Below are 21,318 nucleotides of genomic sequence, written 5' to 3'. Positions count from 1 at the left end.
GCCCCGGAAGGGGACGGGACCGGCAGCCCGCACGCGGAACGGTCAGATGCGCTTCTCCGATCTGCGGCGCATCCAGAACACTCCGCCGCCGACGGCCGCAGCGGCCACCAGACCGCCGCCGATCGCCATGTCGGTGGACGTGGCGCCGGTGGTGCTGCTGCCGCCGAGACCACCGCGCACACCGCCGATGACGGTGAAGGCGGCCGGGCGGGTGAGCGGGCCCGTCCCGTCGCAGTTGACGGTGATGTCGTACGAGCCGGGACGGGCGTCCTGGTTGATGGTGGCCGTCCCGCTGGACGACTCGCTGTTGCTGCCCAGGAGCGGCGAGAGCCTCGCCTGACGGAACGCGGGCGAGGTCATGGTGCCTCCCCTCGGGCACCCGTCGACCGTCACGGTGAGCTGGCCGCCGCGGGCGATGACGCTGGGCATCGCGACGATGTTGCTCGGGGTGTTCCACGCCGCGGCCATCGGGGCGGCGAGCCCCACGGCGGCGACCGCGGCGGCAGACACCGCCAGGGCACGAGTAGTACGCATGTGATCCTCCGCGGGGGCGCCCCGGGAACCGTCCCCGGTGGATCGGCGAGAAAGCGCCTCCCAGACAGACCCTCAGATGCCGTGCACGGGCCCGCATTTCGGGAATGGTCCGTCCTGGTGAGAAGACACGCCGAAGGAATTCCACACAATCGGATATTGCCGCAGGTCACGGACCGTCAGAAAATTCCTGGTCACGGCAACTCGGATGGCGCACGGGGGATTCGCCCCGCCACCCGTTCGCCCGCTCCCCGTCGCCCGGCGGCCCCGCTGCCATTAGCGTGCTCATATGCGCGAATGACGAGGCGACGGCCGCGTCGAGAGGGGATTGCCGAATGTCTGCGTCCGAGCTGGCCGAAGAGGAGGAGCGGCAGAGGAAGCGCGCTCCCTGGGGCGTGATAGCGCTTGTTCTGCTGACCGGCCTCGCACTCATTCGGAATGGTTCCGGTGAGTTCGACGTGGGCCCCCCGCAGCCCGCTTCGGCGGCCGCGGCGGACAGCCGCACGCCCGGTGGCACCTTCTCGAACACACCGGCCCCGCTGCCGTATTCCGTGGCCGACCGGGTGCGGATCCCCGCCATCCGCGTCGACGCCCCGGTGATCCCGGTGGGTCTGGACAACGACGGATGGGTCGACGCGCCACCGCCCGACGACCCGAATCTCGCCGGATGGTTCACCGGTGCCGTCTCGCCCGGCGAGAAGGGCACGGCCGTGGTCGTGGGCCATGTCGACAACCTGCGGGGTCCCGCCGTCTTCTACGGTCTCGGCGCCCTCAAGAAGGGAAACCGGGTCGAGGTCCTGCGCAAGGACGGAAAGACCGCGGTGTTCGAGATCTACGGCATCGAAGTCTTCGCGAAGAACGATTTCCCGGGCGACCGTGTGTACAACAGCAAGGGCACCCCGGAATTGCGTGTCATCACGTGCGGGGGCGGTTTCTCCAAGCAGCACGGATACGACGGGAATGTGGTCGTCTTCGCCCGCATGGTCGAGGCGCGCTGAGCGTTCCCCGGATCCCCGCGCCCCACGGTGCGCGGGGATCCGGCGGCGGTTCTAGGCGTATTTCCGGCGCGGCACCATGATGTGATAGCCGTCGTCCAGCAGATGCGGGAGATAGTCACGCAGCGCCCGTACGCTCTGCGAGCGGTCGCCGCCCGCGTCGTGCGAGAGGACGACGACGCCCGGGGCGGCCTCGCCCTGGACCCGGCCGACGATGGAACGGGTGCCCGGTGTCGTCCAGTCGAGCGTGTCGACGGTCCAACCCAGCGGCTCCATGCCGAGTTCGGCGCCGATCTGGAAGGTCGCCCGGTTCCAGGCTCCGTAGGGCGCCCGGAACCACGCGGGCGGCTCGCCGTAGGCGTCCTCGATGACCTCGCAGGTGCGCTCGATCTCGGAACGGATCGCCGAGCGCGAGAGCTTGGTCAGCAGCGGATGGCTCCAGGTGTGGTTGCCGACGAGGTGTCCGTCGTCGGCCATCTCGCTCAGCAGGTCCTTGTTGCCGGCTGCCATCTCCCCGCACACGAAGAACATCGCGCGCACGTCGTACTCGCGCAGGGTGCGCAGGATGTCGGGGGTGTAGCGCGGGTCGGGGCCGTCGTCGAAGGTCAGCACCATGCTGCGGCCGCGCCCGGACATGCGCAGGAACGGCTCGTGCCGGACGAGGGTCCGGGTCTGCGCGCTGTGCGGCGCGCCGTATCCGGCGATCGGCTGGAGGCGGTAGGCGGACGGCTTGAGGGCACGGGACGCCTGCGGCCCGGAACGGGGGAGGCTCCGCGCCGGTTTCGCGGCCGGGCCGGCGGTCAGGACATGGGCTGTGCCCGCCGCCCCGGCCGCCCCCAGGACGGCGGCGCCGGCGATCAACGCCCGACGCCGGGTAATCAGCTGATCCTTTTTCATGACTAATCAGTCACCCGGCGGAGGGGCGACGCGGCCGAGCAACACCGATGGGGCCTCGCGAAAGCACCCGCCTGGACCATTCAGCGGCGGCGCACCAGGGGGAACGGCAGCGTCTCACGGATCGTCAGTCCGGTCAGGAACATGACGAGCCGGTCGACGCCGATCCCGAGGCCCCCGGTGGGCGGCATGGCGTACTCCAGCGCGTCGAGGAAGTCCTCGTCGAGCTCCATCGCCTCGGGGTCTCCCCCGGCGGCCAGCAGCGACTGCGCGGTGAGCCGCCGGCGCTGCTCCACCGGGTCGGTCAACTCGGAGTAGGCGGTGCCCAGTTCCGTGCCGAAGGCGACAAGGTCCCAGCGTTCCGCGAGCCGCGGGTCGGTGCGGTGCTGCCGGGTGAGCGGCGAGACGTCGGTCGGGAAGTCCTTGTAGAACGTGGGCAGCTCGGTCTTCTCCTCGACCAGACGTTCGTACATCTCCAGTACGACATCGCCGCGGCCGTCGTCCGCCGTGTACGGCACGCCCGCACGGTCGCACAGCCGCAGGAGCGCCTCCAGGGAGGTGTCGGCGTCGATCTCGTCCCCCAGCGCCTCGGAGACGGCGCCGTACACCGTCTTGACGGGCCAGGCCCCGGAGATGTCGTACTCGGTGCCGTTCTTGCGGGCCACCGGTGAGCCGAAGGCGGCGGTCGCTGCGCCCTGGATCAGTTCGCGGGCGAGGTCGAGCATCACGTCGTAGTCGGCGAAGGCCTGATAGGCCTCCAGCATCGTGAACTCGGGGTTGTGCTTGTAGGAGACGCCCTCGTTGCGGAAGGTGCGGCCCATCTCGAAGACCTTCTCCAGACCGCCGACGCACAGCCGTTTGAGGTAGAGCTCGGGCGCGATGCGCAGATACAGGTTCAGGTCGTAGGCGTTGATGTGGGTGGTGAAGGGCCGGGCGTTGGCACCGCCGTGGATCTGCTGGAGCATCGGGGTCTCGACCTCCAGGTAACCGCGCTCCAGGAGACCCTGGCGCAGCGCCTGGACGGCCGTGGAGCGGGCCCGTACGACGTCACGGGCGCCGGTGCTGGACACCAGGTCGAGGTAGCGGCGGCGGACCTTGGCCTCGGGGTCGGCGAGGCCCTTGCGCTTGTCGGGCAGCGGGCGCAGGCACTTGGCGGTGAGCTGCCAGGACGTGACGAAGACCGTGGGTTCGCCCGTGTCGCTGGCGCCCGCGAGGCCGTCGGCGCTGATGTGGTCGCCGATGTCCACGACCTGCCGGAAGCGGTCGAGCGCGGGTCCGGACTCCTGGCGGCTGAGGGCGAGCTGGAGATCGCCGGACCAGTCGCGGAGCACGGCGAAGAGGATGCCGCCGAAGTCGCGTACGAGCATCACGCGTCCGGCGACGGTCACGTCCTCGCCGCCGCGGACGTCGGCCAGGACGTGGGTGCGCGGCGGGATGCCGACCGGGTAGGGGTCGGTGCCGTCGGCGCGCAGCCGGTCGAGCTTGCGGTGCCGCACACGGACCTGGTCGGGCAGGCCGGCGGCGGGGTCGTCGGCCGGGGCCCCGTCCCCCGTGTCGAGGCCGAGGGCCGCCAGCGAGGGCAGTCCCGCGGTCGTCGCGGGCCGGGGTCCGCCGCGCAGGTGTCCCTTGCCCCACAGCGTGCGCAGCGAGGGCACGGAGACGAAGCCCTCGGCGATGGCGGACGCCATGCCGATGCGGGCGAGGGCGCCGGTGTCGCCGTAGCAGATGAAGCGTGGGTACCACTCGGGGTGGTATTTGGCGTTGGAGCGGTACAGGGCCTCCAGCTGCCACCACTTGGAGAAGAACAGCAGCAGTCGGCGCCAGAGCCTGAGCACCGGGCCCGCGCCGATGCGGGCGCCCTCCTCGAAGACCGAGCGGAACACCGCGAAGTTGAGGGAGATGCGCCGGACGCCGAACTTTCCTGCGACCGCGCACACTTCCGCGACCATGAACTCCATGACGCCGTTGGGCGCGCTGCGGTCGCGGCGCATCAGGTCCAGGGAGATCCCGTCGCGGCCCCAGGGCACGAACGAGAGCAGCGCGAGGAGCTTGCCGTCGGACCCCATCGCCTCGACGAGCAGGCAGTCGCCGTCCTCGGGGTCGCCGAGCCGGTCGAGGGCCATCGAGAAGCCGCGTTCGGTCTCGGTGTCGCGCCAGGCGTCGGCCCGGCTGACGATCTCCTCCATCTCGGCGTCGGTCAGGGTGGAGTGCCGGCGTACCCGGCAGGTGGCGCCGGTGCGTTTGACACGGTTGACGGCCTGCCGGGTGACCCGCATGTCGCGGCCGCCGAGGTCGAAGCCGGCGACGTGCAGAATCGCCTCGTCGCCGAGCTGGAGGGCGCCGAGCCCGGCCCGCGCGAAGGCCTTGGCGCCTTCCTCGGAGGCACCCATCGCGGCGGGCGCCCAGGCGTAGCGGCGGGCGATGTCCAGCCAGGCGCCGATCGCGTGCGGCCAGGCCTCCCGGTCGCCGACGGGGTCACCGCTGGCGAGGCACACCCCGGCCTCGACGCGGTAGGTGACGGCCGCCTTGCCACTGGGCGAGAAGACGACGGCCTTGTCGCGGCGGGTGGCGAAGTAGCCGAGCGAGTCGTCGCCGCCGTACGCCTGGAGCAGCGCGCGGATACGGGTCTCCTCGTCGCCGTGCAGGGCGGCCACCAGGCGCTGGGAGCGGAAGAGCGTGGCGGCGGCGTTGAGCAGGGCGAGGGCGCCGAACAGGCCGAGGACGAAGAACAGCCAGCGCGGTGGACGGCCGTCGAAGGACTGCCCGGAGACCAGTCCGCCGCAGACCCGGTTGGCGGCCCACAGCAGCCGCTGACCGCGCGGCAGCGTGCCCGGGAACAGCTCGACCAGGCCCCAGCCGACCAGGATCGCCACCAGGAGCCCGGCGAACAGGACGAGGAGGGCCCGCCGTACGGCGGCGCGCCGCGAGTCCGCGTAGAACTCGCGCCGGGCCACGATCAGCAGCCCCAGCAGGAGCCCGCAGACGACGAAGGAGGGGATCGAGGCGGCGTACAGGCCGGCGGCGATGCCGAGGGCGTCGACGAGGACCAGCAGGCCGAGGTAGACGACCACCAGCCACCAGGCGATCTTCTTGCGGGCGGCCGTCGCGGCGGCGAGCAGGAAGAGGAAGACGGCGTACGCCAGGTTGGCGCTGACCGGGATGATCAGCAGGTCGAGGAAGCGCACCACCGGGCGCAGCAGTCTGCGCAGCGGGGGGATGAAGGCGAGCAGGGCACAGAGGAGTCCGATGGCGCCGAAGAACGCCGCGAAGCCCTCGGGCACCTTGCTGAGGAAACCGTTCCGGGGCGGCCGTTTCGGGCCGACGGTGTCCTTCGGCGGACGGGCCGCCACGGTGGCACTCATGGTTCCGACTGTAGGAAGAGCGGCGCCGCCCCGCCCGTCGAGCGACTCCTCACCGCTCCCCCGCGGCCGTGGGACCTGCGGGTTCCGATAGCCTCACAGCCGTGACGGAAGAGCAGCACGCACATCGGTTCGAGCGCGGCACGGACGGCCCCAAAGTCATCGTCGTCGGTGTGGACGGCTCCGACTCCTCGCTGCGCGCCGCGGCGTACGCGGGCGGTCTGGCGAGGCGGCAGCGGGCGCTGCTCGCGGTCGTCTACGTCCAGCCGGTGATGGCGGCGGGGGCGGCGCTCGGGGTGCCCGTGGCGGAGACCACCGACGAGATCGCCGAGGACCTGGTGCGGTACATCCGCGACGCGGCCGAGCGGGTGAAGGACATATTCGATGTGCGCTGGGAGTTCCACACCTTCCGTGGCGACCCCTACAACGGCCTGGTCACCGCCGCGGACGAACTCAAGGCGGACGCCGTGGTGGTCGGGGCCTCCGAGCAGGCGGGGCACCGGATCGTCGGTTCGGTGGCGATCCGGCTGGTGAAGGCGGGCCGCTGGCCGGTCACGGTCGTGCCGTAGAGCGGCCCCGCGTCACCTGGCCATGACGAGGCCGGACTGGGCCGCGCCCCGGCTCAGGACGACGTCCCGGATCCGGTCGCGTACGGCTCCGACCGTGGCGCCCTGCTCCAGCGCGGCGTTGAGATCGACGACCCGGCCGGCGTCGAGGTCGAAGGCCTGCGGGACGAACTCCGCCTTCGTCACCTCCCAGCGCGCTCCCTTCCGCGCCGGCGGGGCGAAGGTGAAGCGTCCGATGGTGCTCTCGTTGCCGCGCGGGTCCTGGACGCCCTGGCCGTTGAACATCTCGCCGGCGATCTGGTCGCCCATGCCGTAGACGACCCAGGTGCCGTTGACCTTCTCGTAGGCCTGCGGGACGTGGGCGTGGGTGCCGAGGATCAGGTCGATGTCGGGCCGCCCGTCGGTGCGGGACGCGGTCAGCAGCTTGCTCAGCCGCAGTTGCTGCTCATCGGGCTCGTCCTGCCATTCGGTGCCCCAGTGCAGCGAGACGACGACCACGTCGGCGCCCGCCTTCCGGGCGGCACGGGCGTCCGCGACGATCCGGTCCGGGTCGATCAGGGCGACCGCCCAGGGCTGCCCCTGTGGGAGCGGGATGCCGTTCGTGTCGTAGGTGTACGCGAGTTGGGCCACCCGGGCGCCGCCCGCCCGCATCATGGCGGCGCCGCTCGCCTCCTGCGCCGTGCGCGCCGATCCGGCGTGCCGCACACCCGCGCGGTCCAGCGCGTCCAGGGTCCGCCGGATGCCGTCGGCGCCGTCGTCCAGGGTGTGGTTCGAGGCGGTGGAACAGGCGTCGTAGCCCGTCGCGGCGAGGCCGTCGGCCACCTGGGGCGGGGACTTGAAGGTGGGATAGCCGGTGTAGTCGCCGGCGGCGCCGTACACCGTCTCCATGTGACAGATCGCCAGGTCGGCGCCCGACACGATGGGTTTGACGCCCGCGAGCATCGGCCGGAAGTCGTACCCGTTGCCGCCCGCGTCGGAGTTCGCCCGCTCGATGATCGAGGTGTGAGGCAGGACGTCGCCGGAGGCCACGAGGGTGAAGCCGCGGACGGCGGCGGGGGCGGGCTGCCCGCTCCGGTGGTGCCCGGCCGAGTCGTGCGCCTGGCAGGCGGCCGCGGCCGCGATGAGGGCGGCCGCGAGGGCCAGATTGATCTGCCGCGCGCGTGTGATCATGCCGGACCCCATTCGGTCGTATTTGATTACTAATCAAGGGGAATCCACATACACGGGCGACCGGCAGTCAAGGAGACACCACGGCCGCTAGCCCGTTCGGCGCTCGCGGGCATGCCCGTCGGGGCGAAATCCGGTGCGGCGGCGGTCACGGAATCCGGGGCTCCACCCCGGCGGGACCGTTCGGCGCACCGTTCACCGACGGCTTCGACCGCCCACCGCACGACCGTGTTCCCGCCCTGTCCGCGCGGGGCGCGGCGCGCTGGCATACACGCCATGACGGCCGGAACCACCACCATCAGCCACGGAACGACCGCCGAGCACGAGCTGGCCGCGCTGCAGCGCGAGCACGGCCGCCCCCTCTTCGCCCTGCTGCTGCGCCTGTCCGACGGCGACCGGCAGCGCGCCGAGGACCTGGTGCAGGAGACGTTCGTACGCGCCTGGCAGCATCCCGAGGCCCTGCGTGCCGACGAGTTCGAGTCCGTACGCCCCTGGCTGCTGACCGTGGGCCGCCGGCTGGCGATCGACGCGCGGCGGGCCCGTCAGGCACGGCCGCCGGAGGTCGGGGACGCGGTGCTCGAGAGCGCGCGGATCTGTGCCGATCACGCCGAACGGTCTGCGGCCACGCTCGATGTGCGGGAGGCTGTGAAGACACTCACTCCCGAACACCGTGAAGTCCTGGTGCTGGTGTACTTCCAAGGGGCGAGTGTGGCGGAGGCCGCCGCGGCACTCGGAATTCCGCCCGGTACCGTGAAGTCGCGCGCGTACTACGCGCTGCGCGCCCTGCGCCGGGTTCTTCCGGGATACGCGGCCGACCTGCGGTGAAACCGAAGGCTGAGTCAAACCTCCGTAAAGCGCCTTGCTGAGGACCATGGTTGAGCAATCAGCTTGCCTCATCCGTTTTCCGGACTGGGGCCCGGGGTCGGGCGACGCGCACGCACCGGAGGAAGGCAGGAAGGGATGCTGCACAGAGGTCAAGAGAGCACGGGCGGCACCGGCGGGGACGAACTCACGGTCCCCATGGCCTGGTTGTACGCCGAGTACATCGCCGACGAGCTGCTGCGGACGGGCGACCTGATGCCGCCCACATCCTTCGAGTTCCGCGCCGGGCGCGACGCCCTCGCGCTGACCATCTTCCTGTCCGACAGCGGTGGCGAACTCTCCGGGATCCGGGTCATCACCCAGCTGGAGACCTGGCTTTCGCTGACGGCGTACGACCAGCCCTGGCACGAGTGGGTGCGCGAGCATCTGGCTCTGCGCGCGGCCGAGTCCGCCGGATCCACCGCTCCCGATCCCGACCTGGAGTTGGCGTCGGCCGCCTGGCGATGGCTGGAGGAGACGGAACTGCTCGCTCCGGACCTCGACGCGGTGCCCGGCGGCGGTCCCGTGCCTGGTGAGGACGACGGCCCGAAGGTGTGGACGGCGGCCTGGCGACTCGGGCTGCCGCTCGGGCATCTGGCCATCCACCTCTTCTGACGGCGGTCGCGACCGCGCCGGGGAAAGTTTTCTCGAGCTCGCACCAATCCGCGAGCGCCGGTGCTCCGAAGGTCTTGGCCGCGATTCCGAATGAGTCTTGAGTGATTCGGCGGTCTGGTGCGTACCCGTGGGCAACAGCAACACCACTCACAGTCCGCACCAACGCCACGAGGATTCGGTATTCGGTATGAGGTCCCTGGAACGGCATCGCGACGTCGGCGCCTATGCGCTCGGCGTGCTCGGCGAGGCGGAAGCCTTCCGCTTCGAGGACCACCTCGCGGAGTGCCCTCGGTGCACGAAGTACGTCAGCGAATTCCGCCCCGCCGCACGGCAGCTGATGCTGTACCGCCGGTCGACTCCGCGCACCGTGCACCCTTTCGCCGCGCCCGGGCCGCGGCTGCTCGACCGGCTGCTCGGTGAGGTGGCCTCACGCAATCGGGCCGGACGCCGGCGCTTCCTGTACGCCGTGGCGGCCTCCGTGGTCCTCGCGGCGGGCGGCCCCGCGATCGCCGTCGTCGCCGCGCACGACTCCTCGTCCGACCGGATCGCCGCGGCCGACCCGCCGGTGAACAAGATCGCCAGGACCGACGCGGAGACCGGGGTCTGGGCCCAGGTGACGGCCCAGGACCGGGTCTGGGGCAGTGAGGTCGGGGTCGAGGTCAAGGACGCCGGAGGCCCCCGCTCGTGCCAGCTCGTCGCCATCGGCAAGGACGGCTCCGAGCAGACGGTGACGAGCTGGATGGAGCCCCCGCACAACGGCGACGTCATCGCCATGCAGGGCGGCTCGTCGATGCGGACCGGGGAGATCGTCCGGTACGAGGTGCGCACAGCCAAGGGTGAACATCTCGTGACCCTCAACTCCCCCTGAGTCACGCCCTTCCCACCGCTCGCCCACCGCTCGCCCACCGCTCGGGCGACCGGATGGCGGTCCCGCCGAACGGTCGCGGCTGAAGAGTCCGGCTTCGACGGGACGGACCGCGGGTCCCTACTTGAGCAGCCGGGACATCCGCCGGTCCGCCAGCGGTTTGCCGCCCGTCTGGCAGGTGGGGCAGTATTGCAACGAGGAGTCGCTGAAGGAGACCTCGCGAACGGTGTCGCCGCACACCGGGCAGGCCTCTCCCGTTCTCCCGTGCACCCGCAGACCGCTCTTCTTCTCCGCCTTCAACCGCCCGGCGGCCAGCCCGTGGGAGCGCTCCACCGCCTCGGCGAGCGTGCCGCGCAACGCCTCGTACAGCCGCCGGGTCTCCTCGGGGGTGAGCGAGGAGGCGATCTTGAAGGGCGACATCCTGGCGGCGTGCAGGATCTCGTCGCTGTAGGCGTTCCCCACGCCCGCGATCAGACTCTGGTCGCGCAGCGCGCCCTTCAGCCTGCGCCGCTCCCCCTGGAGCAGCCCGGCGAACCGCTGTTCGTCGAAGTCGTCGGCGAGCGGGTCGGGCCCGAGGCGGGCCACGCCCGGAATCTGCTGCGGGTCCCGGACGACGTACACGGCGAGCCGCTTCTGAGTGCCCGCCTCGGTGAGGTCGAAGCCCTCGCCGGTCTCCAGCGCGACGCGCAGCGCGAGCGGCCCCTTGCCGGGCCGGGGCGGGCCGTCGGGAAGCGTGTCCTTCCAGTGCAGCCAGCCCGCGCGGGCCAGATGGGTGACGAGATGCAGGCCGTCCTGGTCGATGTCGAGAAACTTTCCGAACCGTCGTACGGCCGTGACCTCGCGCCCCTCCAGCGCGGAGACGGGAGGGTCGTACGTCTTCAGGACACTGATGGCGACGGGCAGCACGCGCACGACCCGGCGACCGACGAGATGATCGGCCAGGAAGTCCTTGAGCGCTTCGACCTCGGGCAGTTCCGGCATACGTCCAGAGTGCCATCCGGCGCCGCCGACGCCAGGGATCAGTTCCGTTCCCGGACGATGAACTCGCACCACACGCACTTGCCGCCGCCGCGGGCCTCGACGCCCCAGACATCGGTGAGGCGGTCGACGAGCAGCAGTCCGCGCCCCGAGACACCGGACACTCCGGCCTCGCGACGGCGCGGCAGCGCACTGGAGGAGTCCTCGACCTCGACGCGCAGTCTGCGGTCGGATCCGGACAGGACGCGCAGGGTGACGATCGCCGAGCCCTCGGTGTGCATCAGGCCGTTGGTGATCAGTTCGTCGGCGACCAGCTCGATCTCGTCGGCCCGCTCAGCGGCTCCCCAGGCCCGGACCGCGGCCCGGATCATGTGGCGGGCCTCGGCGAGCGCCTCCGGGTCGCCGGGGGCCACGTGCTGCTGGAGACGTCCGCCGGAGCGGTGGTCGCTGACCCCGCGGCGGCGCAGGAGCAGCACGGCGACGTCGTCGTCCCCGCCGCGCTCCTCGGCCATGTCGATGAGCCGGTCGGCGAGGTCACCGACGTCGGTCGGGCCGACCCGGATGCGTTCCCTGAGGGCGTGCATGCCGTCGTCGAGGTCGACGCCCGGCTCCTCGACGAGCCCGTCGGTGCACAGCAGCAACGTCTGGCCGGGGTCGAGTTCGATGGTGGCGACGGGGTATTCGAGGCGTCCGAACTCGGCGGACAGACCGAGCGGCAGGCCGCCTTCCACGGGCAGCCGGCGGCACCTCCCGTCGGCGTACCGGACCAATGGGTCGATGTGGCCGGCCCGCACCAGCTGGGTCACTCCGGTGGACAGGTCGACCTCGGCGTACAGGCAGGTCGCGAAGCGGTCGGTGTCGAGTTCGTCGAGAAAGACCGAGGCACGGGCCATCACGGTGGCCGGGGTGTGGCCCTCGGCCGCGTAGGCGCGCAGGACGATGCGCAACTGGCCCATGACCGCGGCGGCGTGGGTGTCGTGGCCCTGGACGTCGCCGATGACGGCGCCTACACGGCCGCCCGGCAGCGGGATCAGGTCGTACCAGTCGCCGCCGATGTCCCGGCCGAGGGAGGCCGAGCGGTAGCGGACGGCGATGTCGGCGCCGTCCACGCTGGGGATGGAGCGCGGCAGCATGGCCTGCTGGAGGCCCTGGGCGAGGTCCTTCTCCTGCTCGAAGAACATGGCCCGCTGGAGGCTCTGGGCGATGCTGCTGCCGAGGGCGACGAGGACGTTGCGCTCGTCCTCGGAGAAGCCGTGCCGGTCGTTGTAGAGCAGGCCGATGGCGCCGATGGGGCGGGCCTGCACGATCAGCGGCAGGTAGGCGGCCGAGGTGATGTTCAGGCCGGTGATGTTCGGCCAGAGGAGCGGGTACGACTCGGCGAACTCCTCGGGTGACTCGATGAAGTGCGGCGCGAGCTTCCGTACGACCTCGTTCATCGGGTACTGCGCGTCCAGCCGCGTGACCCGGGTGCCGGGGACGTAGCTGTGCTGCGGGCCCGTGGCGACCATCCGGATGCGGCCGGCCTCCACCAGGCCCATGACCAGACTGGCCGCCCCGAGGTGGGTGAGGCCGTGGGTGTCCTGGAGGACGTCGATGACGTCCTGGACGGTGACGGCGTGGGCCAGCGCGGCCGTGGTCAGCTGGACGACGCTCGTCTGCTGGCGCCGCGCCTCGTTCTGGGCGGCCTGATCACGGCCCGCCGCGACCTCGGCGAGTTCCTCGGTGGCGTCGCGGACGATCCCGATGATCCGGCGCGGCCGGCCGGTCTCGTCGCGGCGGATGTAGCCCTGGGTGTGGGTCCAGCGCAGGGAACCGTCGCGGCGGCGGACGCGGAAATAGGCGCCGTAGTTCTCGCTGCCGTCCTTCAGCGCGTGGGACACCATCGTGTCGAGGCGGAGCGACTCGGACGGCGGGACGCGCATGGCCAGGGTGGCGGGGTCCCCGTCGTACTCGTCCGGGCGCACGTCGAAGACCTCGTGGGCCTGGGCGTCCATCTGCATCAGACCGGTGTCCAGGTCCCAGTCGAAGCTGCCCATGCGGTTGAGCGCCAGGATCGGAGCCGGGTGGGCGGGCCAGTCGTCCGGGAGTGACAGGGCGCTCGCTCCCCGATCAACCATGGGCCCACCTTGCCAGCATTTGCCCGATTATTCGACTCCTGGGGAGCCCGGTTCGGGACTCCCCGGACACGAGGCCTCTCAACTGTCGAAGACGTCGGCCGAGACGTCGAAGACGCTGTCGGGGCCGGTCGGCTCGCCGGGGATCAGACCGCCTCCGTCGGGTACGCCGGGGCTCTCGGGGACGGTGTCCGGACCCGTGTCCTCGGTGGGCGTTCCCGGCCCGGCGGACGGAACCCGCGGTGACGAGGGCTCCGGGGCGGCGGAGCGGTCGGGGGCGGCCGTGTCCTTCCGCGGGGCGGTGGTCCCTCCCGAGGGGGCCGGGGTGATCCCCGGTCCCGTGGTCGGCGGTGGCGCGAGGGAGGCCGTCGGGCAGTCCGAGGGCCTGTCCTCCGGGCGTGGCGAACGGTCCGGCCGGGACACGTCCATGGCGGAACCGTCCGTCGGCAGGCCGGTGGGCCCGGTGCCGGACCCGGCGCTCTCGCCCGGGCCGCTCTCGCGATCCCCCGGCGGCGGGGTCGGCGTCGCGGTCGGCGTGGCGCAGTCGGACGCGTGAGCGTCGGGGGAGCTGCTCCCGTCGCCGGGCGTGGCGCTGGAGGAAGGGGTGTGCGGGGTGGACTCGTGCGGCCTCGGGGGCACGGTCCCGCTGTCGGGCGGTGCCACGACATGGTCGTGACGGTGACCGCCCTGGCCCACCGGGCGTTCGATCCAGGCGTGGTCGTCGACGTCGATGATCGTGATGTCGGTGATGACCACGGGCGCCGGTGTCACCACCACGACCCGGGCGGGCCGGTAGCCGCTCCAGGGCCTGCCCCGGGTGCCCGGGTCCCCGTCGAGCGCGATGGGCCGGTTGAGGGGGTTGCCGCAGGCGCAGCGGACCCGCGGGACACCCCGGTTGTCGACGAGCACGGCCGTACCGACCTGGAGCACGGCCTGGAAGCCGGTCGCCTGTCCGTTGCCGAATCCGTGGTTCGTGACGCGGGTGTCGGCGCGCAGCACGACCGGGGTCAGTCCGCGCAGATAGTCCGGGACGGACCCCGGAGAGATGCCGGAGGCCTCGGCGAAGGCACGGGCCCTGCCCCGGTCGGCGTCGAGAAGCCGGACCTGCTGGTCGATGTCGCAGCTGCCGGCGTTCCGGGTGCCGCCGTACAGGCCCGGCGTCGCGCCCGAGAACGAACGTGGGCCGTCAGTGCCGGTGGGCGGGGATTGCGGCGTTCGGGTGACGGGTGGCCCGGTCGCGGCGGGGGTGACGGTGGAGGCCGTGAAGGGGTCCGGCCCCGCGGCTTCGAGGGGCTGGAGGAACACCTCACCGCCGGTCGGCCCGCTGAATTCCGCGCCCCTGTCGCTGCCGCCCGCGCACCCGGCGACGAGGAGTGCCGCCCAGAGCGCGCAGGCCGCGACGAGGGTCCTGGTGGGTATGTGCACCACGTTCTCCCGTTCGTCCCGGGCAATGTGTGGACCATTCTCTGCGTCACCCTCTTGGCGCACGCAAGCGGAGATCGATCACCCAGCGTCACAATGGAGGGGAGAGGAGCACACCTCATGGAGTGGTTCGTCGCACCCGGCTACGAGCTGAGCCGACTGGTCTTCCAGCGGGCGCTGGCCGTGCTGTATCTCGTCGCGTTCCTGGGCGCGGCCCTGCAGTTCCGCGCGCTGATCGGGGAGCGCGGGATGCTGCCGGTGCCCGCCTTCGTGCGGCGGGTCGCGTTCCGTGACGCGCCGAGCGTGTTCCATCTGCGCTATTCGGACCGCTTCTTCGCCGCCTGGTCCTGGACCGGCTGCGCCGTCTCGGCGGCGCTGATCGCGGGCCTCGACGGGTATCTGCCGCTCTGGGGCGCGATGCTGCTGTGGCTGGTCCCGTGGGCCCTGTATCTGTCGATCGTGAACGTCGGCCAGACCTGGTACTCGTTCGGCTGGGAGTCCCTGCTCCTGGAGGTGGGCTTCCTCGCGGTCTTCCTCGGCAACGACGAGGTGGCGCCGCCGGTCGTGGTGCTGTTCCTGATGCGCTGGATACTGTTCCGCGTCGAGTTCGGCGCGGGGCTGATCAAGATGCGGGGCGACGCGTGCTGGCGGAATCTCACCTGCCTCGACTACCACCACGAGACGCAGCCGATGCCGGGTCCGCTGAGCTGGTTCTTCCACCACCTGCCCAAGCCGTTCCACCGGATCGAGGTGGCCGCGAACCACTTCACCCAACTCGTGCTGCCGGTGCTGCTGTTCACCCCGCAGCCGATCGCGACGGCCGCGGCCGCGCTGATGATCCTGACCCAGCTGTGGCTGGTCCTGTCCGGCAACTTCGCCTGGCTGAACTGGACGACGATCGTGCTGGCCCTGAGCGTGGTGGAACTCCCCACCACCGCGCCGCGGGCCACCGGAGCGCCGCTCTGGTACGAGGTGGTCGTCCTCGCCGTGGCGGCGGGGCTGCTGGCCCTCAGCTACCGCCCCGCGCGCAATCTGCTCTCCCGGCGGCAGGTCATGAACCGCTCCTTCGACCCGCTCCATCTGGTCAACACCTACGGAGCGTTCGGCAGTGTCAGCCGGGTGCGCCACGAGGTGGTCGTCGAGGGAACGGCCGACGCGGTGCCGCGCGAGGACGCGGAGTGGCGGGAGTACGAGTTCAAGGGCAAGCCGGGCGATCCACGGTACTGGCCGCGCCAGTTCGCGCCGTACCATCTGCGGCTCGACTGGCTGATGTGGTTCGTGGCGCTCTCCCCCGGGTACGCCGGCGCGTGGTTCTCGGGTCTGGTGGAGCGGCTCCTGGAGAACGACCGGGACACGCTGCGGCTGCTGCGCCGCTCCCCCTTCCCCGCCGACGCGCCGCCCCGCTTCGTCCGCGCCCGCCTCTTCCGCTACCGGTACACGACCTGGCGCGAACTGCGGGAGACGGGCGCGTGCTGGCACCGGACCTACGTGCGCGACTTCCTGCCGCCGACACGGTTGGAGGGCGCCGACGAGCGGCGGATTCCGTACTAGACCGGGCGGCGGGCGACACCGCCGGCCGGCACCGCCCCCTGGCGCCCCACGCCTCGGCAGGCAGGCGGGCGGGCAGGCAGGCAGGCAGGCAGGCAGGCAGGCAGGCGGGGTCAGAGGCGGTAGACGCGGGTGGCGGTTCCGGCGAAGACGGCGTGCCGCTCGCTCTCGGCCAGGCCTGCCGTCAACGCCTCCGCTGTCCGAAGGACCTGGCCGTAGGTCGCGGCGAGTGTGCACACCGGCCAGTCGGAGCCGAACATCATGCGGTCGGGCCCGAAGGCCTCCAGGACCGTGTCGGCGTAGGGCCGCAGGTCGTCGGGCATCCACCGTGCGGGGTCCGCCTCGGTGACCATCCCGGAGAGTTTGCACACGGTGTTGGGCAGTGCCGCCAGCTCGCGGACGGTGCTCGCCCAGGGGTCCAGGGTGCCCTCGGCGATCGGCGGCTTGCCCAAGTGGTCCAGCACGAAGGTCAGTCCGGGGTGATCGGCGGCCGCGAGTGCGCAGGCGGGCAGCTGGTGCGGCAGGACGACCAGGTCGTAGACGAGTCCCGCCTCCGCGACGGCGGCCAGTCCGCGCCGTACGTCCGGCCGCAGCAGCCATCCGGGGTCGCTCTCGGCCTGGACCTGATGGCGGATGCCCCTGAGACGACGGCCGCCGGGCACCTCCAGGAGCCGCGCCAGTTCCTCGGCGACGTCCGGCCTGGTCAGGTCCGTCCAGCCGACCACGCCCGCCACCAGCGGACTCTCCTCCGCGAGAGCGAGGAACTCCGGGGTCTCCTCGGCCACGGTGACCGTCTGCACGAGGACGGTACGGTCCACACCGGCGGCCCCTGCCACCCGTGCGAGGTCCGTGATCCCGAAGTTCCGCCGCAATGGCTGGAGTTCGGGGCCGGTGATCCACTCCTGGTCACGGACCGACAGGTTCCAGACATGGTGGTGCGCGTCGACGGTCACGGCAGCGCCCGTACGGGGAGGGGAGCGTCGGCGGGCAGCAGGCCCTCCGTGCGCAGTTCCTGCCAGAAGTCCAGGGGTACCGGCGTGACGGACTGCCGTACGCAGTCGTGGACTTCGTCGGCCGAGCGGGCGCCGACCAAGACGCTCGCGACGGCCGGGTGGGCGGCCGGGAGGGCCAGGGCCGCGGCGCGCAGGGTCGTGCCGTGCCGCTCGGCGATCTCCTTCAGGCGCAGGGCGCGGGCCAGCAACTCCCTTGGGACGACAGAGTAGTTGTACGTCGCTCCCGGTCCCGGGTCAGCCAGCAGGCCGGAGTTGAAGGCGCCGCCGATGACGACGGAGACGCCGCGGGCCTGGGCGGCGGGCAGCAGCCCGGTGAGCGCACGGTGGTCCAGGAGGGTGTAGCGGCCCGCGCACAGCACCACGTCCACGTCCGTCTCGCGGACGAAACGGGTGAGCATCTCCGTCTGGTTCATGCCCGCGCCGATCGCCCCGAGCACGCCCTGCGAGCGCAGCTCCTCCAGCGCGGGGTAGCCCTCGCGGAAGGCCTGCTCGGCATGGTCGTCGGGATCGTGCAGGTAGACGACGTCCACCCGGTCGAGGCCGAGCCGTTCGAGGCTGGCGTCCAGGCTCCGGCGTACACCGTCGGCACTGAAGTCCCAGACGCGGCGGTGCGCGGCGGGCACCGCGAAGCCGTCGGCCAGGTCGTCGCCGCCCGTGTCCGCGGGCTCCAGGAGGCGGCCCACCTTGGTCGAGACGGTGTACGCGGCGCGGGGCCGGTCGCGCAGGGCCGCGCCGAGGCGCCGCTCGGAGAGGCCGAGGCCGTAGTGCGGGGCGGTGTCGAAGTAGCGGATGCCGCTCGCCCAGGCGGCGTCGACGGCCTCGTACGCCTGCTCGTCGGCGACCTCGCTGAACAGATTGCCGATACCGGCGGCGCCGAAGGACAGCCCGCCGACGCGGACGCCGCTCCCGCCGAGGGAGATCACCGGCCCACCGGGCGCAGCCGCAGCCCCTGCATCCCGCCGTCCACCGCGAGCGTGGTGCCGGTGGTGGAGCCGGACAGGGGGCTCGCCAGGTAGGCGATGGCGCCGGCGACCTCCGGTGCCGACACCAGGCGGCCGGTGGGCTGGCGGGCCTGAAGGGCGGCGCGCTCGGCGGCCGGATCGGGGGCCGCGTCGAGGAGCCGTCCGACCCACGGAGTGTCGACCGTGCCGGGGTTGACGCAGTTGACGCGGATGCCTTCGCGGACGTGGTCGGCGGCCATGGCGAGGGTGAGGGAGAGGACGGCGCCCTTGGACGCCGAGTACAGCGCCCGCTGGGGCAGGCCCGCGGTGGCCGCGACGGAGCAGGTGTTCACGATCGCCGCGTGCGCGGATTCCCGCAGGCAGGGCAGGGCCGCACGGGTCGTCCGCACGATGCCGAGGACGTTGACGTCCAGAACCCGGTGCCATTCCTCGTCGTCGTTGTCCTCGACCGTGCCGCGCGCCCCGATGCCCGCATTGTTGACCAGGACGTCGAGGCCGCCCAGGTCCGCGACCGCGGCGGCCACGGCCTCCCGTACGGAGGCGTCGTCGGTGACGTCGGCACGGTGGCCGGTCAGCGGCTTGTCGACGGACGACGGATCGAGGTCGAGGACGGCGACCCGGGCGCCGCGGGCGACGAGCAGGTCGGCGGTGGCCCTGCCGATCCCGGAAGCGCCTCCGGTCACCAGCGCCTTGAGCCCGTAGAAGTCCTGAAGGTCCGTCATACGGCCTGCCCCTTCCCTTCGTTGCCGTTTCGCTGAGCGAGGTCGGCGGCCCAGAAGGTGCCGCCGGGGTAGGTGAACTCCGCGATGGAGGCGGGCCGCATGGTGGCGGAGAAGCCCGGCGCGGTCGGTGCCGTGTAGTGGCCGTCGCGGATCACCACCGGTTCGGTGAAGTGGTCGTGCAGATGGTCGACGTACTCGATGACGCGGTCTTCGGTGGTGCCGGACAGGGCGACGAAGTCGAACATCGCGAGGTGCTGGACGAGTTCGCACAGGCCCACGCCCCCGGCGTGCGGGCAGACGGGCACGCCGAACTTAGCCGCGAGGAGCAGGACGGCGAGGTTCTCGTTGACACCGCCCACGCGCGCCGCGTCGATCTGGAGGACGTCGACGGAGCCCGCCTGGAGGAGCTGTTTGAAGACGATCCGGTTCTGCGCGAGTTCGCCGGTGGCGACCTTCACGGGGGCGACCGCCGCGCGCACGGCGGCGTGCCCGAGGATGTCGTCGGGGCTGGTCGGCTCCTCGATCCAGTACGGCCGGCACTCGCCGAGCGCGTTGGTCCAGGTGATGGCCTCGTCCACGTCCCAGCGCTGGTTGGCGTCGATCGCGATACGGATGTCCGGGCCGACCGCCGCACGGGCGGCGCGGCAGCGGCGTACGTCGTCCGCCAGATCCGCTCCCACCTTCAGCTTGATCTGCCGGAATCCCGCGGCCACCGCCTCGGCCGCGAGACGGGTGAGCTTCTCGTCGCTGTAGCCGAGCCAGCCGGGCGAGGTGGTGTACGCGGGGAAGCCATGGGCGCGGAGTGTCGCGGCCCGGTCCGCGGCTCCTTCCCGGCCCCGGCGCAGCAGTTCCAGCGCTTCCTCGGGCGTCAGCGCGTCCGTGATGTACCGGAAGTCGACCTGGCCGACGAGCCAGGCGGGATCGGCCTCCGCGAGCAGCTGCCACAGCGGTCGGCCGGCGCGCTTGGCGGCCAGATCCCACACGGCGTTGACGACGGCGCCGATCGCCATGTGCATCACGCCCTTCTCGGGTCCGAGCCAGCGCAGCTGGCTGTCGCCGATCAGGTCCCGGGACAGGGAGCCGGGGTCGGCGCACAGCTCGTCGACGGACCGTCCGACCACGTGCGCGCGCAGCGCGTCGATCGCGGCGACCTGGACGTCGTTGCCCCGCCCGATCGTGAAGGCGAAGCCGTGCCCCTCGGCTCCGTCGGCCGTGTCGGTGCGCAGGACGACGTACGCCGCCGAGTAGTCGGGGTCCGGATTCATCGCGTCCGAGCCGTCGAGTTCGCGTGAGGTGGGGAAGCGGATGTCGTAGGTGTCGACCGCGGTGACGCGGGCCGGGGTGGCGGACACGGAACGCCTTTCTGTCGGTGACAGGGGGTCCTCGGTCGGGGTCCGGGAGATCGGTCCTGGAAATCTCTCTGCCTACCGGGACGAATATTTATCAGACCAATTCGAGATGACGACACCCTTCGGCGGCATGTTTTCCCGATTCTCGACACCAGTGGTCCGACCTCTTCGCTGGTTAGACTGCGCCGCACCCGGCAACAGGAGGACGCGGCGTGGACGAGACCCCTCACGGTGGCACGGAACCCGGCACGGACCCCGCTCCGCCGAAGGGCACCGTGACGCAGCGCGCCATCGAGCGGATCAAGGCGATGATCCGCGAGGGCCGTCTGGAGCCGGGGCAGCGCCTGCCGACCGAGCGGGATCTGGCGGCCGACCTGGGCATCTCGCGCAGTTCGATGCGCGAGGCGATCCGCGCGCTCACGGTCCTCGGCGTGCTGGAGGCGCGGCACGGATCGGGTATCTACGTCACGCGGTTGGAGGCCGGAGACCTGCTGGAGACCTTCGGTGTCATGGCCGACCTCTCCCGCGGCCGGCAGCTCGTCGAGCTGCTGGAACTGCGCCGCGTCCTGGAGTCCGCCGCGACGGCGACGGCCGCCGCGCGGATCACCCCGGACCGGCTCGCCGAGGTCGAGAGGCATCTGACCGCGATGGACGCGACGGACGATCCGGAGCGGATCCTCGCCCACGATCTCGCCTTCCACCGCGAGATCGTGGCCGCCGCGGGCAACGAGACGATGACCGCCATCCTGGACGGCCTCTCCTCGCGCACCTTCCGTGCCCGGGTCTGGCGCGGCTACCAGGAGGAGGGCGCCTTCGAACGCACCCGTCGTGAACACGCCGCGATCCACCGCGCGCTGGTGGCCCGCGACCCGGAGGCGGCGAGGGTGGCGGCGGCCGCGCACGTCGGTGAGGTGGAGCAGTGGCTGCGGAACCGGCTCGATCCGTAGCCACCGGGCCGGTCCGGGCGCGGCCCCCGGTCCGCCGGTCCCGCGCCATGAGGCCCGTCCGGACGTGCGACCCCGGTTCCACCGGACCGGCGCCATGAGGCCCGTCCGGACGTGCGACCCCCCGGTCCCTCCGGTCCGGCGCCATGAGGCCCGTCCGGACGTGCGACCCCGGTTCCACCGGACCGGCGCCATGAGGCCCGTCCGGACGTGCGACCCCGGTTCCACCGGTCCGGCGCCATGAGGCCCGACCGGACGTGCGACCCCCGGTTCCACCGGTCCAGCGCCATGAGGCCCGACCGGACGTGCGACCCCCGGTTCCACGTCCGGTGGAACCGGCGCCATCGGGACCGGGCCCGCGGGACCTGAGGCGACCGGCCCCGCAGAGGGTCGCCTGTCACGAAGCCCGGCCG

18 protein-coding genes are annotated in these 21,318 nt (G+C 71.9%); 7 read left to right on the top strand and 11 right to left on the bottom strand.

Annotation, left to right across the window (positions count from 1 at the left end):
• Nucleotides 1-42: 42 nt before the first annotated feature.
• A complete protein-coding gene (locus tag OG788_RS37290) occupies nucleotides 43-534 on the bottom strand; it encodes a hypothetical protein (RefSeq protein WP_351540673.1) in 492 nt (163 codons plus the stop codon).
• Between the two features lie 332 nt (nucleotides 535-866).
• Between OG788_RS37290 and OG788_RS37285 the strand changes: the two genes are divergently transcribed.
• Nucleotides 867-1,529: a class F sortase gene (locus OG788_RS37285; protein WP_406375402.1), complete on the top strand. Its 663-nt coding sequence runs from the start codon at nucleotides 867-869 to the stop codon at nucleotides 1,527-1,529.
• Nucleotides 1,530-1,580: 51 nt separating this feature from the next.
• Here the strand turns inward: OG788_RS37285 and OG788_RS37280 are convergent, their stop codons facing one another.
• Both OG788_RS37280 and lysX read right to left on the bottom strand, forming a co-directional pair.
• Nucleotides 1,581-2,423, bottom strand: coding sequence for a polysaccharide deacetylase family protein (locus tag OG788_RS37280; RefSeq protein ID WP_406375401.1), 843 nt, complete (start codon nucleotides 2,421-2,423; stop codon nucleotides 1,581-1,583).
• Nucleotides 2,424-2,503: 80 nt separating this feature from the next.
• Nucleotides 2,504-5,782 (bottom strand): bifunctional lysylphosphatidylglycerol synthetase/lysine--tRNA ligase LysX, encoded by a 3,279-nt coding sequence (gene lysX / locus OG788_RS37275; RefSeq protein ID WP_406375400.1) that lies wholly within the window; start codon nucleotides 5,780-5,782, stop codon nucleotides 2,504-2,506.
• Between the two features lie 101 nt (nucleotides 5,783-5,883).
• On the opposite strand from lysX, the gene OG788_RS37270 reads away from it, so the two are divergent.
• Nucleotides 5,884-6,348, top strand: a complete 465-nt coding sequence (locus tag OG788_RS37270; RefSeq protein ID WP_266764214.1) for a universal stress protein — start codon at nucleotides 5,884-5,886, stop codon at nucleotides 6,346-6,348.
• A 12-nt stretch (nucleotides 6,349-6,360) separates the two neighbouring features.
• On the opposite strand, the gene OG788_RS37265 is transcribed toward OG788_RS37270, so the two are convergent.
• Nucleotides 6,361-7,515 (bottom strand): CapA family protein, encoded by a 1,155-nt coding sequence (locus OG788_RS37265; protein WP_406375399.1) that lies wholly within the window; start codon nucleotides 7,513-7,515, stop codon nucleotides 6,361-6,363.
• 273 nt (nucleotides 7,516-7,788) lie between these two features.
• On the opposite strand from OG788_RS37265, the gene OG788_RS37260 reads away from it, so the two are divergent.
• From OG788_RS37260 to OG788_RS37250, 3 genes are all read left to right on the top strand, one after another.
• Nucleotides 7,789-8,337 carry a sigma-70 family RNA polymerase sigma factor gene (locus tag OG788_RS37260; protein WP_406375398.1) on the top strand — a complete coding sequence of 183 codons (549 nt, stop codon included), beginning with the start codon at nucleotides 7,789-7,791 and terminating at the stop codon, nucleotides 8,335-8,337.
• Nucleotides 8,338-8,472: 135 nt separating this feature from the next.
• The gene (locus tag OG788_RS37255; protein WP_351540689.1) at nucleotides 8,473-8,988 is read left to right on the top strand and encodes a hypothetical protein; all 516 of its coding nucleotides are present in this window, start codon (nucleotides 8,473-8,475) and stop codon (nucleotides 8,986-8,988) included.
• 187 nt (nucleotides 8,989-9,175) lie between these two features.
• The gene (locus OG788_RS37250; RefSeq protein ID WP_351540692.1) at nucleotides 9,176-9,856 is read left to right on the top strand and encodes a zf-HC2 domain-containing protein; all 681 of its coding nucleotides are present in this window, start codon (nucleotides 9,176-9,178) and stop codon (nucleotides 9,854-9,856) included.
• A 117-nt stretch (nucleotides 9,857-9,973) separates the two neighbouring features.
• On the opposite strand, the gene OG788_RS37245 is transcribed toward OG788_RS37250, so the two are convergent.
• The 3 genes from OG788_RS37245 to OG788_RS37235 form a co-directional block, all read right to left on the bottom strand.
• Complete coding sequence (locus OG788_RS37245) at nucleotides 9,974-10,834, bottom strand: DNA-formamidopyrimidine glycosylase family protein (protein ID WP_351540694.1); 861 nt, start codon at nucleotides 10,832-10,834, stop codon at nucleotides 9,974-9,976.
• Nucleotides 10,835-10,872: 38 nt separating this feature from the next.
• Entirely contained in the window at nucleotides 10,873-12,948 is a 2,076-nt protein-coding gene (locus tag OG788_RS37240) for a SpoIIE family protein phosphatase (protein ID WP_406375397.1), read from the bottom strand.
• A 78-nt stretch (nucleotides 12,949-13,026) separates the two neighbouring features.
• A complete protein-coding gene (locus OG788_RS37235) occupies nucleotides 13,027-14,370 on the bottom strand; it encodes a DUF6777 domain-containing protein (RefSeq protein ID WP_406375396.1) in 1,344 nt (447 codons plus the stop codon).
• A 117-nt stretch (nucleotides 14,371-14,487) separates the two neighbouring features.
• Here OG788_RS37235 and OG788_RS37230 point away from each other — a divergent pair, with 117 nt between their 5' ends.
• Nucleotides 14,488-15,918, top strand: coding sequence for a lipase maturation factor family protein (locus tag OG788_RS37230; protein WP_406375395.1), 1,431 nt, complete (start codon nucleotides 14,488-14,490; stop codon nucleotides 15,916-15,918).
• Nucleotides 15,919-16,028: 110 nt separating this feature from the next.
• On the opposite strand, the gene OG788_RS37225 is transcribed toward OG788_RS37230, so the two are convergent.
• From OG788_RS37225 to OG788_RS37210, 4 genes are read right to left on the bottom strand one after another with little or no spacing between them, the layout of a single operon-like run.
• Nucleotides 16,029-16,868 carry an amidohydrolase family protein gene (locus tag OG788_RS37225; protein WP_406375394.1) on the bottom strand — a complete coding sequence of 280 codons (840 nt, stop codon included), beginning with the start codon at nucleotides 16,866-16,868 and terminating at the stop codon, nucleotides 16,029-16,031.
• Complete coding sequence (locus OG788_RS37220) at nucleotides 16,865-17,851, bottom strand: aldo/keto reductase (protein ID WP_406375393.1); 987 nt, start codon at nucleotides 17,849-17,851, stop codon at nucleotides 16,865-16,867. The genes OG788_RS37225 and OG788_RS37220 overlap by 4 nt, the downstream gene beginning before the upstream one ends.
• Nucleotides 17,848-18,612 carry an SDR family NAD(P)-dependent oxidoreductase gene (locus tag OG788_RS37215; RefSeq protein WP_406375392.1) on the bottom strand — a complete coding sequence of 255 codons (765 nt, stop codon included), beginning with the start codon at nucleotides 18,610-18,612 and terminating at the stop codon, nucleotides 17,848-17,850. The genes OG788_RS37220 and OG788_RS37215 overlap by 4 nt, the downstream gene beginning before the upstream one ends.
• Nucleotides 18,609-19,964, bottom strand: a complete 1,356-nt coding sequence (locus OG788_RS37210) for an enolase C-terminal domain-like protein (RefSeq protein WP_406375391.1) — start codon at nucleotides 19,962-19,964, stop codon at nucleotides 18,609-18,611. Before OG788_RS37210 ends, OG788_RS37215 begins: the two co-directional genes overlap by 4 nt.
• Before the next feature lie 209 nt (nucleotides 19,965-20,173).
• On the opposite strand from OG788_RS37210, the gene OG788_RS37205 reads away from it, so the two are divergent.
• Complete coding sequence (locus tag OG788_RS37205) at nucleotides 20,174-20,908, top strand: FadR/GntR family transcriptional regulator (protein WP_406375390.1); 735 nt, start codon at nucleotides 20,174-20,176, stop codon at nucleotides 20,906-20,908.
• Nucleotides 20,909-21,318: the final 410 nt, after the last annotated feature.

Origin of the sequence: Streptomyces sp. NBC_00647 (genome assembly GCF_045207245.1) — a bacterium.
Lineage (GTDB): Bacteria > Actinomycetota > Actinomycetes > Streptomycetales > Streptomycetaceae > Streptomyces.
Note: the sequence above shows the minus strand (reverse complement) of the source record. Positions and strands in the feature narration are given on the sequence as shown.